The sequence below is a fragment of the Streptomyces sp. NPDC055749 genome, from assembly GCF_053617235.1.
Genome location: NZ_JBSHFH010000035.1, coordinates 1 through 15,820, shown reverse-complemented (window position 1 = coordinate 15,820; position 15,820 = coordinate 1). Strand labels below are relative to the sequence as shown.

The following is a 15,820-nucleotide window of genomic DNA, read 5'->3' as shown; positions in this document are numbered from 1 at the left end:
GGGGCTCTCGCTGTGGCGATCAGTTCAGGTGATCAGTGGTGGCCGTGGCCGCTGGTGATCTCCTTGTACTCCTCGGTGGTGGGCTTGGCGATCTGGTTGTCCTCGCCGTAGTAGCCCTTGCTGAGCTTGACGCGCAGCTTCTCCACCGGGGAGACCTTGCGCTTGACACCGTTCTCGTCGACCGCAGGGCCGATCTCGGCCGGCTTGTACTGCTCGTGCGCGGTCAGCGTGTGCAGCTGGCCCGGGCTGAGCGGCTCGTGGATCTCGACGAACTCACCGTGCGGCAGGCGCTTGATGATGCCGGACTCGCGTCCGTGCAGCACCTTCTCCTTGTCGCGGCGCTGAAGGCCGAGGCAGATCCGCTTCGTCACGATGAACGCGACGACCGGAGCCACGAAGAACGCGATCCGGACGAACCAGGTGATGGCGTTGATCGACAGGTGGAAGTGCGTGGCCCACAGGTCGTTACCACCACCGACGAGCAGTACGAAGTACCAGGTGATCCAGGCCACGCCGAACGCCGTGCGTGTCGGCACGTTGCGCGGGCGGTCCAGGATGTGGTGCTCGCGCTTGTCCTTGGTGACCCAGGACTCGATGAACGGGTAGACCGCGATCGCGACCAGGACCAGCGGGAAGATCACCAGCGGGATGAACACACCCAGGACGAGTGTGTGACCCCAGGCGTTGATCTCCCAGCCCGGCATCACGCGGATCAGGCCCTCGGAGAAGCCCATGTACCAGTCGGGCTGAGCACCGGTGGACACCTGGTCGATGCGGTACGGACCGAGTGCCCAGATCGGGTTGATCGAGGCGATGGCCGACACGATGGCGATGACACCGAAGACCAGGAAGAAGAAGCCTCCGGCCTTCGCCATGTACACCGGCAGCAGCGGCATGCCGACGACGTTGTTGTTCGTCTTGCCGGGACCCGCGAACTGCGTGTGCTTGTGGTAGAAGACCAGGATCAGGTGGGCGACCACGAGCCCGAGCATGAGGCCCGGCAGCAGCAGGATGTGGACCGAGTAGAACCGGCCGACGAAGTCGAAGCCGGGGAACTCTCCGCCGAACAGGAACATCGAGAGGTACGTCCCGACGACCGGCACCGACAGGACCGCGCCCTGCATGAAGCGGACACCGGTGCCCGACAGCAGGTCGTCCGGGAGCGAGTATCCGGTGAAACCGGTGAACATGCCCAGGACGAACAGCAGGAAGCCGAAGACCCAGTTGACCTCACGGGGCTTGCGGAACGCACCCGTGAAGAAGACGCGCATCATGTGCACGAACATGGCGGCGAGGAAGATCAGCGCGCCCCAGTGGTGGATCTGCCGGACGAGCAGACCACCGCGGACATCGAAGCTGATGCGGAGCGTCGAGGCGTACGCCTCGGACATCCGGATGCCCTGCAACGGCTCGTACGAGCCGTGGTACACGACCTCGCCCATGCTGGGGTTGAAGAACAGCGTCAGGTACACACCCGTGAGGATGATGATGATGAAGCTGTAGAGCGCGATCTCCCCGAGCATGAAGGACCAGTGGTCCGGGAAGATCTTGCGCATGTTGGCCTTGGCCAGGCCGTAGATGCCGAGCCGGCCGTCCGCCCAGTCGGCCACCCGCTCACCGGCGGGTGCCTTGCGCTTGTCGTCTGTCGCAGTACTCATCCGCGCTCCCAGAATGCAGCACCGACGGGCTCTTCGAAGTCACCCAGCGCCTCGAGGTTGCCCTCAGTGTTCACGCCGATCCGCAGCTGCGGGAGCGGGTGACCGGCCGGACCGAAGATGACGCGGGCGCCGTCGGAGAGGTCGAAGGTGGACTGGTGGCACGGGCAGAGGACGTGGTGCGTCTGCTGCTCGTACAGGCTGATCGGGCAGCCGACGTGGGTGCAGATCTTCGAGAACGCCACGATGCCCTCGTGGGCCCACTCGCGCTCACGCTTGTTCTTGATGTCGTCCGGCTCGATCCGGACGATCATCAGGGCGGCCTTGCCCATCTGCGTCTGGAAGTCGTGCGCGTCCTCCTCCAGGCCCTCGGGCATGGCGAAGGTCAGCGAACCGACGACGATGTCCTCGGGGCGCAGCGGCTCCATCGTGTTCATGTTGATGAGCTGCTTGCCCCTGCGCCACATGGTGGTGCGGAGCTTCTTCTCCGGCAGCGGGCCGAGGTCGCGCAGCAGCATCACACCGGAGAGCGGCACCAGGGCCAGCGCACCGAACATGGTGTTGCGGATCAGCTTGCGCCGGCCGAACTGGGACTCGGCGGCACCGGCCGCGAAGTCGGCGAGAACCTGCGCCTTGACCTCGGGCTCGGCCTCGATGGGGTGACGCTCGGCAGCCGTCTCCACGTCGGACATCAGGGTGCGCGCCCAGTGGACGGCGCCCGCGCCGATGCAGAAGAGCGCCACACCGAGGGTCATGCCCAGGGAGAAGTTCAGCGCACTCACGTGGCCGAACGGCCAGATGTAGACGATCTTGTCGACCGGGAAGATGACGTAGGACGCGATGAACCCGACCGTCGCCAGCATGGACAGCGTGAACAGAGACGCGACCGCGCGCTCGGAGCGCCTCGCGGCGCGCTCATCGATGTCCTGGATGCGCGGCTTGTGGGCCGGCAGCCCCGGGTCGGCGAACGGATCGTCCGCGACCTCTACCGCGCCGTGCGCGGTGTCCTGCTCGACCGGCAGGATCTCTTCTGGAATCTCTTGGCTACTCATGACTTCTTGGCCTTAGCGGTGTGGGCCGCGACCCAAACGGCAACTGCGATCAGTGCGCCGAGCCCGAAGATCCAGCCGAAGAGACCCTCGCTGACCGGTCCGAGACCACCCAGCTTCAGCCCACCGGGGCTGGCCGAGTCGTCACCGTTCACGGTCTGGACGTACGCGATGATGTCTCTCTTCTCCTGCTCCGGCATCGTCGTGTCGGGGAAGGACGGCATGCTCTGCGGGCCGGTCTGCATGGCCTCGAACATGTGCTTCGGGCTCACGTCCGCCAGGCTGGGGGCGTACTTGCCGTGTGTCAGCGCGCCGCCCTCGCCGGTGAAGTTGTGGCACTGGGCGCAGTTGGTACGGAACAGGTCCCCGCCCTTGGCGATGTCCGCGCCCTCGGGGTTGACCTGCTTCTCTGTCGGCGTGATCGGACCGGCGCCGAGCGACGCGACGTACGCCGCGAGCTGGTCGATCTGTGCCTGGGTGTAGATGACCTTCTTCTTCGGTACCTGGGCGCCCGGCTGCTGTGCCGGCATACGGCCCGTACCGACCTGGAAGTCGACGGCGGCGGAGCCCACGCCCACGAGGAGCGGCCCGTCGGTGGTGCCCTGACCGCCGGTTCCGTGGCAGCTGGCGCAGCCTACGGAGTAGAGCTTCTTGCCCTCTTCGATAGCGAGGGACTGGGCGGTTTCGTCTGCCTGCGCCTTACCCGCAGGCGCAAAAGCGGCGTACAGCCCCCCGGTAGCCGCCAGCGCGAGGAGTAGTACGACGACCGCCGCCAGCGGATGGCGTCGTCGTGCGGAGAGCTTTTTCACGGATTACCCCGGTGTCAGGATCTTCTGCGTCGATGGTGTGTGGGTGCGAGCCCGGTTACTTGATCATGTAGATCGTGGCGAACAGGCCGATCCAGACGACATCGACGAAGTGCCAGTAGTAGGACACGACGATGGCGGCGGTGGCCTGTTCGTGGGTGAACCTCTTGGCTGCGTACGTCCTGCCGAGAACCAGCAGGAAGGCGATGAGACCGCCTGTCACATGCAGACCGTGGAAGCCGGTGGTCAGGTAGAACACCGAGCCGTACGGGTCGGACGACAGGGAGAGCCCCGCGTCCTTGACCAGCTCGGTGTACTCCAGGACCTGGCCTCCGATGAAGATCGCACCCATCACGAACGTGATGATGAACCAGGTGCGGAGCTTCTTCACATCGCCCCGCTCCGCGGCGAAGACGCCGAGCTGGCAGGTGAGTGAGGAGAGCACCAGGATCGTGGTGTTCGTCGCCGAGAACGGGAAGTTCAGATGATGAGCCATCTCCTTCCAGTGATCCGGTCCCATCACCGATCGCAGGGTGAAGTACATCGCGAAGAGGGCCGCGAAGAACATCAGCTCGGAACTCAACCAGATGATGGTTCCGACGCTGGTGAGGTTCGGTCGATTGACCGACGGGTGCGCGTGCCCGGTTTCTACTGTCGTTGCTGTCGCCACGACCGACATTATGTCGGTCGCTTATCCCGCCCTCACTCCCGGGGGTGCCGTTCGGTGTGTCAACCGCGTGTGTCCTCCCCGAACGGCCCATCGAATCGGTGTCATTACCGGTGCTGACAGGCTGTTGGTCGGAGTACGATCCGCGCATCGGTTCATGCCCGGAGAGCCCCGAAGACGCAGATGTCACGGAGGAACAATGCAGCCGACCGCCACGGTCCTGGTCTACAGCGACAACGCCAACACCCGCGAACAGGTGAGGCTGGCAGCAGGTCGCAGGCCGGCGTCGGATGTGCCCCCGGTGGAGTTCGTGGAGTGCGCGACCTTGCCCGCCGTCCTGACCGCGCTGGACAACGGAGGCATCGACGTCTGCGTCCTGGACGGCGAGACCGCCCCTGCGGGCGGTATGGGTGTCTGCCGGCAGATCAAGGACGAGGTCTTCCACTGCCCGCCTGTGCTGCTGCTGATCGGGCGCCCGCAGGACGCCTGGCTGGCCACCTGGAGCCGCGCGGACGGCGCGGTGACCCTGCCGGTCGAGCCGGTCGAGTTCGCGGACGCCCTCGCCGCTCTGCTGCGGGGCAAGCTCTCCGTGGGCGCCTGAGGGCTCCCGATCATCTGTTCGTTGTTCCGCTGAGGGGCGGCGCACTCCCCGGCCGGGTCAGACGTGGGGGCGCAGGCGCGCCGCCTGGACGGTGTCTCCGACCGTGCTGTCGGGCGTGCCGTTGTGCAGTGCGCTGCCCTGCTGCCACTTCTCCCAGGACAGGTTCCAGTCGCCGAATCCGTTGTCGAACGGCGTCATCGTGTCGCCGATGCTTCCGACGACCTTGACGATGTCGCCCTGGCGGACGGTGTCGAAGAACCACTCGGCGTCGCCCGTGCTCATGCCCGTACAGCCGTGGCTGACGTTGGCGTTGCCCTGGGAGCCGGTCGACCAGGGGGCCGCGTGCACGTACTCGCCGCTCCAGGTGACCCGGGTCGCGTAGTACACCGGCAGGTCGTACGACTCGGACGAGCCCTCGGCGATCCCGACGCTCGTACCGCGCATGCGTACGTAGTACTCCTTGGCCAGCACGACCTTGACGCCGTTGCGGGTGGAGAAGCCGGGCTTGCCCGTGGTCACCGGAATGGTGTTGATCACTTCTCCGTTGCGCAGCACCGTCATCGAGTGGTCCGAGGCGTCGGTGATGGCCTCGATCCGGTCCCCGGTGGTGAGCTTCAGGGGCTTCGCCGCGGCTCCGTAGAGGGAGTTGGTCACCTTGATGCCCGAGAGGTTGCTCCGGACATCGATGGTGGCGTTGGCGGGCCAGTAGTCCTGCGGGCGGAAGTGCAGGTTCTTGTCGTCGACCCAGTACCAGGAGCCGGCGGCGGCGGGTGTCGACCGGACCTTCAGTGCGCGCTCCACGGTCGCCCTGGCGGCCTTGTCCTTCACCGGAGCGCTGAGTTCCGCCGTGATGGGCTGTCCGACGCCGTAGGTGCCCTTCTCCGGGCCGAAGGAGACCTTCAGCAGCTTCTTGGGCGAGGCGGTGTCGAAGGCGAGCGTACGGCTGCCGGGGGCCCCGTCCTCGTCCTCGGTGGAGACCTTGACGGTGTACCGGGCACCGGCCGCGAGCGGGGCCGTGGAGTGCCAGCGCTTCCCGTCGGCGGCGAGCTCGCCGGCGAGATGGCGGCCGTCCGCGTCCACGGCCGTCACGTCGGTGATACGGCCGTCCTCACCCTTGACGGTGACTTCGAGGGGCTTGTCCGGGTCCGCCTTCTCCTTGCCCGAGGGGCCGTTGAAGGACACCTGCCCGGCCGCGTCGTACGGCCTGGCAGAGAGCGGATGACCATCGGGCTCGCCACAGGCGGTCGCACCTGCAACCAGGGTCACGACCAGCAGAGTGCAGCTCACTACGGTGCGGATGCGCGGCGTGTGCGTCATGAACTCAACGTAAGAAGATTCATCCGTTCCAGCGCGTTCAATGACTGCAAACGAGCGAAAGGCCCGGTCGCTCATTGCTGAGCGGCCGGGCCTTTTACCAGGTGGAACGGGTCCTACGGGTGGTGCGGTGTCACTGGGTGCGGTTCTCGCCGCGGTAGTACTCGAAGACCCAGCCGAAGAGACCGATCAGCAGGAGCGGGGCCGAGAAGTAGAGCAGCCACCAGCCGAAGATGACGCCCATGAAGGCGAAGGCGCCACCGATGGCCAGCGAGAGCGGCTGCCAGCTGTGCGGGGAGAAGAACCCCACCTCGCCGGCCTCGTCCGCGACGTCGGCTTCCTTGTTGTCCTGGGCCATCGCGTCGACCCGGTTGGCCGTGAAGGCCAGGTAGAAGCCGATCATGATGGAAAGTCCGAAGGACAGGACCAGTGCGGTGGTGCCGACCGGCTCCTTCGACCACACGCCGTACGTGACGGCCATGGCGAGGATGAAGACGCTCAGCCAGATGAACAGCTTGCCCTGGATCTTCACTTGCCTGCCTCCTTGCCACCGGCGAGAGCCTTGTCGGCGTCGGAGTGGTGCTCAAGCTGTTCGAGCGCCGCGATCTCCGGGTGGTGCAGGTCGAACGCCGGGGATTCGGAACGGATCCGCGGCAGCGTGAGGAAGTTGTGCCGCGGCGGCGGGCAGGAAGTGGCCCACTCCAGCGAACGGCCGTAACCCCACGGGTCGTCGACCTCGATCTTCTTGCCGTACTTGGCGGTCTTCCACACGTTGTAGAAGAACGGCAGGATCGACAGTCCGAGGACGAACGAGGAGATCGTCGAGATCGTGTTCAGGGCGGTGAAGCCGTCCGCGTCGAGGTAGTCCGCGTAACGCCGCGGCATGCCCTCGGCACCGAGCCAGTGCTGCACCAGGAACGTGCCGTGGAAGCCCACGAACAGCGTCCAGAACGTGATCTTGCCGAGCCGCTCGTCCAGCATCTTGCCCGTGAACTTCGGCCACCAGAAGTGGAATCCGGAGAACATCGCGAAGACCACGGTGCCGAAGACGACGTAGTGGAAGTGCGCGACGACGAAGTACGAGTCGGAGACGTGGAAGTCCATCGGCGGCGAGGCCAGGATGACGCCGGTCAGACCACCGAAGGCGAAGGTGATCAGGAAGCCGACGGCCCAGAGCATCGGTGTCTCGAAGGACAACGACCCCTTCCACATGGTGCCGATCCAGTTGAAGAACTTCACACCGGTCGGCACCGCGATAAGGAAGGTCATGAACGAGAAGAACGGCAATAGGACGCCGCCCGTGACGTACATGTGGTGCGCCCACACGGTGACCGAGAGGCCCGCGATGGAGATCGTCGCCGCGATCAGACCGATGTAGCCGAACATCGGCTTCCGGCTGAAGACCGGAATCACTTCGGAAACGATTCCGAAGAATGGCAGGGCGATGATGTACACCTCTGGATGGCCGAAGAACCAGAAGAGGTGCTGCCAGAGCAATGCGCCGCCATTGGCCGCGTCGAAGATATGCGCACCGAATTTGCGGTCCGCCTCCAGCGCGAAGAGCGCGGCTGCCAGAACCGGGAAGGCGAGCAGGACCAGCACACCGGTCAGCAGCACGTTCCAGGTGAAGATCGGCATACGGAACATCGTCATGCCGGGCGCGCGCATGCAGATGATCGTGGTGATGAAGTTGACCGAACCGAGGATCGTGCCGAAGCCGGAGAAGGCCAGACCCATGATCCACATATCGGCGCCGACACCCGGCGAGCGGACGGCGTCCGACAGCGGGGAGTAGGCGAACCAGCCGAAGTCGGCCGCACCCTGCGGGGTCAGGAAGCCCGCCACCGCGATGATCGAGCCGAAGAGGTACAGCCAGTACGCGAACATGTTCAGCCGCGGGAACGCCACATCGGGCGCGCCGATCTGCAACGGCATGATCCAGTTGGCGAACCCGGCGAACAGCGGCGTCGCGAACATCAGCAGCATGATCGTGCCGTGCATCGTGAACGCCTGGTTGAACTGCTCGTTCGACATGATCTGCGTGCCGGGACGGGCCAGCTCGGCGCGCATGAAGAGCGCCATGAGTCCGCCGATGCAGAAGAACGCGAACGACGTGACCAGGTAGAGCGTGCCGATCGTCTTGTGGTCAGTGGTGGTCAGCCACTTGATGACGACGTTTCCCGGCTGCTTGCGCCGTACCGGCAGCTCGTCCTCGTACGAGTCGTCTGCTGCCGCGGCACCCTGAGGTTCGTTGAGGATGCTCACAGTTTGTTCGTCTCCGCATTCCTGGCCGGGTCCGTCTGCTCGATGCCTGCCGGCACGTAGCCCGTCTGACCCTTCTCCGCCAGCTCCTTGAGGTGCTGCTGGTAACGCTCGGGGGAGACGACCTTGACGTTGAAGAGCATCCGGGAGTGGTCGGCGCCACAGAGTTCGGCGCACTTGCCCATGAAGGTGCCCTCCCGGTTGGGAGTCACCTCGAACGCGTTGGTGTGGCCCGGAATGACGTCCTGCTTCATGAGGAACGGCACCACCCAGAAGGAGTGGATGACGTCACGCGAAGTCAGAACGAAGCGGACCTTCTCGCCCTTCGGCAGCCACAGGGTCGGACCCGGGTTGCCGTTCTGCGGGTTACGGGTACCGGGGACGCCCACGTCGTAGACGCCGCCGGCGCCCTCGGGGAAGTCCTCGCGGAACCGGTCGGGGATGGCGTCGAGCTCCTTGGGGATCTCGCTGCCGGCGGAGGGCTGGCCCTCCACCTTCTCGATGTAGTTGAAGCCCCAGCTCCACTGGTAGCCGACCACATTGATCGTGTGGGCGGGCTTGTCCTCAAGCGCCAGGAGCTTCGATTCATCGCGCGCGGTGAAGTAGAAGAGCACCGAGACGATGATGAGGGGAACAACTGTGTACAACGCCTCGATGGGCATGTTGTACCTGGTCTGCGGGGGGACCTCCACCTTGGTGCGCGAACGCCGGTGGAAGATGACGCTCCAGAGGATCAGCCCCCAGACAAGGACACCCGTGACGAGCGCTGCCGCCCACGAGCCTTGCCAGAGGGAGAGGATCCGAGGGGCCTCTTCCGTTACCGGTGTGGGCATACCGAGGCGGGGAAAATCTTCCCAGTTGTACGAACAACCTGAGGCCGTCGCCAGAACCAGGCCCGCAGTCAGCACCTGCGGCAGCTTCCGCCGCATCGGGCGCCGCGACGAGCGGTCGGAGCCGTTGGGACTCACGTAGCGCCTTCCCGAGAGTCTCGCCCGCACGGTCGGCGCGCCCGTCTCTCTGGTCGGTCGCCGTCCCTGTCGCGGGCAGGGGTTTGGATGTTTATGCGGACCAAACCCTACTGGACGCTATTTGGGGTCGCGCGGGGAGGGTGCCCAACGCGCCGCCCGACTCCCCGAAGGGATGGAATCCGGGCCTCCGGGGGCCATCTGACGCCCTCTCTCCTGCCGGTGCGGCCATCCCCTTCCGGGATGCGGGCCGGTCGCGGGCTAGCGTGGCGCCGTGCCCTACTTCGACGCGGCCTCCTCCGCCCCTCTGCATCCCGTCGCCCGCCAGGCGCTGCTTGCCTCACTCGACGAGGGCTGGGCCGATCCGGCCAGGCTGTACCGCGAGGGGCGGCGGGCCAGGATGCTGCTGGACGCGGCGCGGGAGGCCGCGGCGGAGGCCGTCGGGTGCCGCCCCGACGAGCTCGTGTTCACCTCTTCGGGGACCCGGGCGGTGCACTCAGGGATTGCGGGGGCCCTTTCGGGGCGTCGGCGTGTCGGCCGCCACCTGGTCGTTTCCGCGGTCGAACATTCGTCGGTGCTCCATTCGGCCGCCGCCCACGAGGCGGCGGGCGGCTCGTTCTCCGAGGTGGGCGTCGACCGGTCCGGCGCGGTCGGTCCTGCGGCCTTCGCCGAGGCTCTGCGCGAGGACACCGCGCTGGCCTGTCTGCAGTCCGCCAACCACGAGGTCGGCACCGAGCAGCCGGTGGCCGAGGTCGCCGGGATCTGCGGCTCGGCGGGTGTGCCGCTGCTGGTGGACGCGGCCCAGTCGCTCTGCTGGGGGCCGGTGCCCGCCGGCTGGTCGCTGCTGACCGCCAGCGCCCACAAGTGGGGCGGACCGGCGGGAGTGGGGCTGCTGGCCGTACGCAAGGGTGTCCGGTTCGCGCCTCAAGGCCCCGCGGACGAACGGGAGTCGGGGCGGGCAGCCGGGTACGAGAACCTTCCGGCGATCGTGGCGGCGGCGGCCTCGTTGCGGGCGGTACGGGCCGAGTCGGCGGCGGAGTCCGTACGGCTGCGGGCGCTGGTCGACCGGATCCGGACGCGGGTGCCGCAGCTGGTGGGCGATGTGGAGGTGGTCGGCGATCCGGTGCGCCGGCTGCCGCATCTGGTGACCTTCTCCTGTCTCTATGTCGACGGAGAGACAGTGCTCCAGGAGCTGGACCGCGCCGAATTCTCCGTATCGTCCGGTTCGTCCTGCACGAGCAGCACGCTGATGCCGAGCCATGTGCTCAAGGCGATGGGGGTGCTCTCGGAGGGGAACGTCCGGGTGTCGCTGCCCAGGGGGACCACGGAGGCCGACGTCGACCGCTTCCTGGAAGTGCTTCCCGGGGTCGTCACCGGCGTACGGGAACGGCTGGGCGCCCCCGTCGCCGCGGCCCCCTCCCCCGCCGCGACGGCCTCGCTCGTCGTCGACGCGCTCGGCAGGCGCTGCCCGATCCCGGTGATCGAGCTCGCAAAGGTGATCGGGGACGTACCGGTGGGCGGCACGGTGACGGTCCTGGCCGACGACGAGGCGGCCCGCCTCGACATCCCCGCCTGGTGCGAGATGCGCGAGCAGGAGTACGTGGGTGAGGAGCCGGCGGACCGGGGCTCGGCCTATGTGGTCCGCCGGCTCCACTGAGCCGGTTGCGGTGAGCGGGTCCTAGGAGAGGTGCGCCTGGACCTCGGCGGCGGCCTCGTGGCCGTACGCCTTGGTGAAGCGGTCCATGAAGTGGGTGCGGCGCAGGGTGTACTCCTGTGTGCCGACCGTCTCGATGACCAGGGTGGCGAGCATGCAGCCGACCTGGGCGGCACGCTCCAGGCCGACGCCCCAGGCGAGACCGGAGAGGAAACCGGCGCGGAAGGCGTCACCGACGCCGGTCGGGTCGGCCTTCTTCTCCTCGTCGGGGCAGCCGACCTCGATCGTGGCCTCGCCGACGCGCTCGATCCTGACGCCGCGGGCGCCGAGCGTGGTGACCCGGTGGCCGACCTTGGCCAGGATCTCCTCGTCGGTCCAGCCGGTCTTGGACTCGATGAGCCCCTTCTCGTACTCGTTGGAGAAGAGGTACGTGGCGCCGTCGAGCAGGATGCGGATCTCCTCGCCGTCCATCCGCGCGATCTGCTGCGAGAAGTCCGCGGCGAAGGGGATGCCCCGGGTGCGGCACTCCTCGGTGTGGCGGAGCATCGCCTCGGGGTCGTCGGCGCCGATGGAGACGAGATCGAGGCCGCCCACGCGGTCGGCGACGCTCTTCAGCTCGATCAGCCGGGCCTCGCTCATCGCACCGGTGTAGAAGGAGCCGATCTGGTTGTGGTCGGCGTCCGTCGTGCAGACGAACCGGGCCGTGTGCAGGACCTCGGAGATCCGGACGGAGCCGGTGTCGACGCCGTGCCGGTCGAGCCAGGCGCGGTACTCGTGGAAGTCCGATCCGGCGGCGCCGACCAGGATCGGGCGGGTGCCGAGGAGCCCCATGCCGAAGGAGATGTTGGCCGCGACACCGCCCCGGCGCACATCGAGGTTGTCGACCAGGAAGGAGAGCGAGACCGTGTGCAGCTGGTCGGCGACCAGCTGGTCCGCGAAACGGCCGGGGAAGGTCATGAGGTGGTCGGTGGCGATGGAGCCGGTGACTGCAATGCGCACGGGGAGGCTGCTCCTGCGGAAAGCGGAGGAAACGCGTGAGCGCACCCTCCGGGACGGCGTGACAGTTCACGCTACCCGTTCGCCGCACCGGGCCCGAAAGGGGAAAACTACCCGATAGTAGGTCTTTATACCTGAGCTCCGGGGTGCGTACGGTGCGGATATGTCGAAGCACATCGCTCCGCGCGAATCCGAGATGAGCCTGGCCGAGCTGCGCGGTGACTGCGCGCGGATGGCTCCGCACTGGGTGGTACCCACGAAGACTGCCACGGCGCCGGTGGCTCCGTCCTTGATTCACGGGGTCACGGTGCCGCCCGCGTCCGCCCGGCTCATCGACGCGATGGCCGAGTACGGCGACTGAGCGCGGCTCGGGTACGGCGGAGGCGGCTCCCCCGCCCCCGCCGTGGAACCGCACGCTCCCCTGCTCCGTCCCACCGTTGTCCCCACTCGGGGGACAGGCGGTAAGACCGGCTATGCAGTCGAAGGAGCGATCCGGTGAGCACCGAGCGACCTGACAACGACGTGTCCGGCCCACGGCGGCGGCGTTCACCCCTCGCCGTCGCATCGGTGGCGGCAGCGGTACTGATCGCCGGAGGCGGCGGCGCGTACTGGGCCGCCTCGGCGGGCGGCGGCGGTTCCGCGGAGGACAGCGCGGCGGCCCGCGGGGACCGCACCCCTCCCCTGCTCTCCCTGGACCAGCCAGCCGACAGCCCGTCCGAGCCGTCGCGGGGCATCGCCCCCGGCGAACCGCCGCCCGGCGGGGACGGGATCGTCTACCGGGCCTCCGGCGAGCTGCCCGAAGGGCCGGAGAAGGCGGCCGTCCACCACTCGACGGGCACGGTGAGCGCGGCGGACGTGGCGAGGCTGGCACAGGCACTCGGCCTGGAGGGTGCCCCCAGGGCGGAGGGCACCGCCTGGAAGGTGGGCACGGACAACGACGGCTCCGGCCCGGTCCTCCGGGTCAACAAGCAGGCCCCGGGCACCTGGACCTTCGCCCGGTACGCCCCGGGCGGCCCCGACCAGTGCGCGTCCGAGACCGTCTGCGCGAGCCGGGCCGACGGAGACACGCGGGCGATCCGCACCGTCCCGGTGAGCGAGAAGGCCGCGAAGGCGGCCGCGGCGCCCGTGCTCAAGGCGCTGGGCCAGGAGAAGGCCGCCCTCGACGCGAGCCAACTGATGGGCGCCGTACGGGTGGTGAACGCCGACCCGGTGATCGGCGGCCTGCCGACGTACGGCTGGTCGACCGGCATCCAGGTGGGCGCCGACGGCGAAGTGGTGGGCGGCAGCGGACAGTTGAAGGGCCTGGAGAAGGGCGACACCTATCCGGTGATCGGCGCGGCAGAGGCGCTGAAGCAGCTGAACGCCACGTCCAAGGGCGGCGGCACTCCCGATGTCGGCGGCTGCGCCACCCCCGTACCCCTGGAGGGCGAGCAGACGGCACCTCCGGCGGACTGTGCGGTGCAGGGCGACACGGCGGAGCCGTTCGAGATGACGGTGAACAAGGCGGTGTTCGGGCTCGCCACGCAGTACATGGACGGGAAGCAGACGCTCGTGCCGTCCTGGCTGTTCACGGTGCGACCCGTCGCGGACGGACCGGTCAGCACGGTCTCGCAGGTCGCCGTGGATCCCGCACACCTCGCGGAGCCGGAGCCCTCGCCGCAGGCCGGGGACCGGCGGATCACCTCGTACAGCGCCGACGGGCGGACCCTGACGGTGACGTTCTGGGGCGGCGTGTGCAGCACCTACAAGGCGAGCGCCGAGGAGAGCCCTGGCCAGGTGCGGGTGTCCGTCACGGAGTCCCAGCCGGAGAGCAAGAAGGTCTGCATCATGATCGCCAAGGAGCTGAAGCGGACGGTGACGCTGGACGAGCCGATCGGCGACCGGAAGATCGTGGACGCGGCCTCGGGCGGCGCCGTACCGCGCGCCTGAGCGCCTGTCTGAGCGCATACGACAGCGGCGGCGGTCCCTGATGCCGGGAACCGCCGCCGCTGTCGTGTCGCTGTCGTGCCGCGATCCTCGGGCTTAGCTGAAGGAGTCGCCGCAGGCGCAGGAACCCGAGGCGTTCGGGTTGTCGATCGTGAAGCCCTGCTTCTCGATCGTGTCGACGAAGTCGATGGAGGCGCCGCCCAGGTACGGGGCGCTCATCCGGTCGGTCACGACCTTGACGCCGTCGAAGTCCTTCACGACGTCGCCGTCGAGCGAACGCTCGTCGAAGAAGAGCTGGTAACGCAGGCCCGAGCAGCCGCCGGGCTGAACGGCGACGCGCAGCGCCAGGTCCTCGCGGCCCTCCTGCTCCAGCAGGCCCTTGACCTTGGCTGCGGCGGCGTCGGACAGGAGGATGCCGTCGCTCACGGTGGTGGTCTCGTCCGATACGGACATCTGCTTCTCTCCCGGGTTGTACGGACTGCTTGCCGACGTTGCAACCGTCAGAGCCTCGGATTCATTCCGGGCACGCGCTTGCCTGTTCCTTTTCATGCTCGCACACCGCACCGGCGGCGGGATGCGTCACATCGACGCTATCGGCATCGTCAAACTGACACGAAGCAGCTATGATAGATAGCGTCAAATAGACGAAAAGGCTCGTCGCAGAACTTGTCTCAGAAGTCGCAGAAAAAGAAAGGGTGCGTGACGTGACCACCGCCCAGCCCCTGGATGTACAGCCGTCGCCCCTCGCTCTGCTGCTGCTCGGCCGCGAGGCCGACCCGAAGAGCGAGCGCGGCGTCGAATGCCCCGGCGATCTCCCCTCCGCGTCCGACCCGGACCTGGTGGAGCGCGCCCGCGTCGCCAAGGAGAAGCTCGGGGACAAGGTCTTCGTCCTCGGCCACCACTACCAGCGCGACGAGGTCATCCAGTTCGCGGATGTCACCGGCGACTCCTTCAAGCTCGCCCGGGACGCGGCCGCGCGCCCGGAGGCCGAGTACATCGTCTTCTGCGGCGTGCACTTCATGGCCGAGTCCGCGGACATCCTGACCGGCGACGACCAGAAGGTCGTGCTCCCCGACCTGGCGGCCGGCTGCTCGATGGCCGACATGGCCACCGCCGAGCAGGTCGCCGAGTGCTGGGACGTGCTGACCGAGGCCGGCGTCGCCGAGCAGGTCGTGCCCGTCTCGTACATGAACTCCTCGGCCGACATCAAGGCCTTCACCGGCAGGCACGGCGGCACGATCTGTACCTCGTCGAACGCGAAGCGGGCCCTGGAGTGGGCCTTCGAGCAGGGCGAGAAGATTCTCTTCCTGCCGGACCAGCACCTGGGCCGTAACACGGCCGTACGGGACATGGGCATGACCCTGGAGGACTGCGTCCTCTACAACCCGCACAAGCCGAACGGCGGTTTGACCGCCGAGGAGCTCCGCAACGCGAAGATGATCCTGTGGCGCGGGCACTGCTCGGTGCACGGGCGCTTCTCGGTGGAGTCCGTCAACGATGTGCGTGAGCGCATACCGGGCGTCAACGTGCTGGTGCACCCGGAGTGCAAGCACGAGGTCGTGGAGGCCGCGGACTACGTCGGCTCGACGGAGTACATCATCAAGGCGCTGGAGGCGGCCCCGGCCGGCTCGAAGTGGGCGATCGGCACCGAGCTGAACCTGGTGCGGCGCCTCGCCAACCGGTTCGCGGCCGAGGACAAGGAGGTCGTCTTCCTCGACAAGACGGTCTGCTTCTGCTCGACGATGAACCGGATCGACCTGCCGCACCTGGTGTGGACGCTGGAGTCGCTGGCCGAGGGCAACCTGGTCAACCGGATCGTGGTCGATCCGGAGACGGAGAAGTACGCGAAGCTGGCGCTGGAGCGGATGCTGGCGCTGCCGTAGGGCGGCCCCGCACTGACACGAGGGCCCCGGCACCGTCGAGAC

15 protein-coding genes are annotated in these 15,820 nt (G+C 67.6%); 5 read left to right on the top strand and 10 right to left on the bottom strand.

Going from position 1 to position 15,820, the window contains the following annotated elements; translation table 11 throughout:
- Positions 1-32: 32 nt before the first annotated feature.
- Genes qcrB through ctaE form a run of 4 tightly spaced genes read right to left on the bottom strand, consistent with a single transcriptional unit; the run spans position 33 to position 4,189 of the window.
- The gene (gene qcrB / locus ACWGO0_RS24395; protein WP_453538805.1) at positions 33-1,658 is read right to left on the bottom strand and encodes a cytochrome bc1 complex cytochrome b subunit; all 1,626 of its coding nucleotides are present in this window, start codon (positions 1,656-1,658) and stop codon (positions 33-35) included.
- The gene (gene qcrA / locus ACWGO0_RS24390; protein WP_453538802.1) at positions 1,655-2,707 is read right to left on the bottom strand and encodes a cytochrome bc1 complex Rieske iron-sulfur subunit; all 1,053 of its coding nucleotides are present in this window, start codon (positions 2,705-2,707) and stop codon (positions 1,655-1,657) included. Before qcrA ends, qcrB begins: the two co-directional genes overlap by 4 nt.
- A complete protein-coding gene (qcrC, locus tag ACWGO0_RS24385) occupies positions 2,704-3,513 on the bottom strand; it encodes a cytochrome bc1 complex diheme cytochrome c subunit (protein WP_453538799.1) in 810 nt (269 codons plus the stop codon). Before qcrC ends, qcrA begins: the two co-directional genes overlap by 4 nt.
- A gap of 55 nt (positions 3,514-3,568) precedes the next feature.
- Positions 3,569-4,189: an aa3-type cytochrome oxidase subunit III gene (gene ctaE / locus ACWGO0_RS24380; RefSeq protein ID WP_266807862.1), complete on the bottom strand. Its 621-nt coding sequence runs from the start codon at positions 4,187-4,189 to the stop codon at positions 3,569-3,571.
- 187 nt (positions 4,190-4,376) lie between these two features.
- Between ctaE and ACWGO0_RS24375 the strand changes: the two genes are divergently transcribed.
- Positions 4,377-4,778 carry a hypothetical protein gene (locus ACWGO0_RS24375; RefSeq protein WP_453538796.1) on the top strand — a complete coding sequence of 134 codons (402 nt, stop codon included), beginning with the start codon at positions 4,377-4,379 and terminating at the stop codon, positions 4,776-4,778.
- A gap of 57 nt (positions 4,779-4,835) precedes the next feature.
- Here ACWGO0_RS24375 and ACWGO0_RS24370 read toward each other — a convergent pair whose 3' ends face one another.
- The 4 genes from ACWGO0_RS24370 to ctaC all read right to left on the bottom strand — a co-directional run bounded on the left by ACWGO0_RS24370 (position 4,836) and on the right by ctaC (position 9,322).
- Complete coding sequence (locus tag ACWGO0_RS24370) at positions 4,836-6,095, bottom strand: Ig-like domain-containing protein (protein ID WP_453538793.1); 1,260 nt, start codon at positions 6,093-6,095, stop codon at positions 4,836-4,838.
- A 130-nt stretch (positions 6,096-6,225) separates the two neighbouring features.
- Positions 6,226-6,624 (bottom strand): cytochrome c oxidase subunit 4, encoded by a 399-nt coding sequence (locus ACWGO0_RS24365; protein ID WP_453538790.1) that lies wholly within the window; start codon positions 6,622-6,624, stop codon positions 6,226-6,228.
- On the bottom strand, positions 6,621-8,357 hold the full coding sequence (gene ctaD, locus ACWGO0_RS24360; protein WP_453538787.1) for an aa3-type cytochrome oxidase subunit I: 1,737 nt from the start codon (positions 8,355-8,357) through the stop codon (positions 6,621-6,623). The genes ACWGO0_RS24365 and ctaD overlap by 4 nt, the downstream gene beginning before the upstream one ends.
- Positions 8,354-9,322, bottom strand: coding sequence for an aa3-type cytochrome oxidase subunit II (gene ctaC, locus ACWGO0_RS24355; protein ID WP_453538785.1), 969 nt, complete (start codon positions 9,320-9,322; stop codon positions 8,354-8,356). Before ctaC ends, ctaD begins: the two co-directional genes overlap by 4 nt.
- A gap of 271 nt (positions 9,323-9,593) precedes the next feature.
- Between ctaC and ACWGO0_RS24350 the strand changes: the two genes are divergently transcribed.
- Positions 9,594-10,976 carry an aminotransferase class V-fold PLP-dependent enzyme gene (locus ACWGO0_RS24350; RefSeq protein ID WP_453538782.1) on the top strand — a complete coding sequence of 461 codons (1,383 nt, stop codon included), beginning with the start codon at positions 9,594-9,596 and terminating at the stop codon, positions 10,974-10,976.
- Positions 10,977-10,997: 21 nt separating this feature from the next.
- Here the strand turns inward: ACWGO0_RS24350 and ACWGO0_RS24345 are convergent, their stop codons facing one another.
- Entirely contained in the window at positions 10,998-11,972 is a 975-nt protein-coding gene (locus ACWGO0_RS24345) for a carbohydrate kinase family protein (RefSeq protein ID WP_453538779.1), read from the bottom strand.
- A 160-nt stretch (positions 11,973-12,132) separates the two neighbouring features.
- Here ACWGO0_RS24345 and ACWGO0_RS24340 point away from each other — a divergent pair, with 160 nt between their 5' ends.
- Together ACWGO0_RS24340 and ACWGO0_RS24335 are read left to right on the top strand one after the other, a co-directional pair.
- Positions 12,133-12,330: a hypothetical protein gene (locus ACWGO0_RS24340; protein WP_453538776.1), complete on the top strand. Its 198-nt coding sequence runs from the start codon at positions 12,133-12,135 to the stop codon at positions 12,328-12,330.
- A gap of 134 nt (positions 12,331-12,464) precedes the next feature.
- A complete protein-coding gene (locus ACWGO0_RS24335) occupies positions 12,465-13,898 on the top strand; it encodes a hypothetical protein (protein ID WP_453538773.1) in 1,434 nt (477 codons plus the stop codon).
- A gap of 93 nt (positions 13,899-13,991) precedes the next feature.
- Here the strand turns inward: ACWGO0_RS24335 and ACWGO0_RS24330 are convergent, their stop codons facing one another.
- Positions 13,992-14,348: a HesB/IscA family protein gene (locus ACWGO0_RS24330; protein ID WP_007451212.1), complete on the bottom strand. Its 357-nt coding sequence runs from the start codon at positions 14,346-14,348 to the stop codon at positions 13,992-13,994.
- A gap of 242 nt (positions 14,349-14,590) precedes the next feature.
- Between ACWGO0_RS24330 and nadA the strand changes: the two genes are divergently transcribed.
- Entirely contained in the window at positions 14,591-15,778 is a 1,188-nt protein-coding gene (gene nadA, locus ACWGO0_RS24325; protein WP_453538769.1) for a quinolinate synthase NadA, read from the top strand.
- The last annotated feature ends 42 nt before the right edge of the window (positions 15,779-15,820 follow it).

Bases quoted from the DNA above. Each gene is read 5' to 3' on its own strand.
- ACWGO0_RS24340 (WP_453538776.1), top strand. From the start codon at position 12,133: ATGTCGAAGCACATCGCTCCGCGCGAATCCGAGATGAGCCTGGCCGAG.
- ACWGO0_RS24370 (WP_453538793.1), bottom strand. From the start codon at position 6,095: ATGACGCACACGCCGCGCATCCGCACCGTAGTGAGCTGCACTCTGCTG.
- ACWGO0_RS24330 (WP_007451212.1), bottom strand. From the start codon at position 14,348: ATGTCCGTATCGGACGAGACCACCACCGTGAGCGACGGCATCCTCCTG.
- qcrA (WP_453538802.1), bottom strand. From the start codon at position 2,707: ATGAGTAGCCAAGAGATTCCAGAAGAGATCCTGCCGGTCGAGCAGGAC.
- ctaE (WP_266807862.1), bottom strand. From the start codon at position 4,189: ATGTCGGTCGTGGCGACAGCAACGACAGTAGAAACCGGGCACGCGCAC.
- qcrB (WP_453538805.1), bottom strand. From the start codon at position 1,658: ATGAGTACTGCGACAGACGACAAGCGCAAGGCACCCGCCGGTGAGCGG.
- ACWGO0_RS24375 (WP_453538796.1), top strand. From the start codon at position 4,377: ATGCAGCCGACCGCCACGGTCCTGGTCTACAGCGACAACGCCAACACC.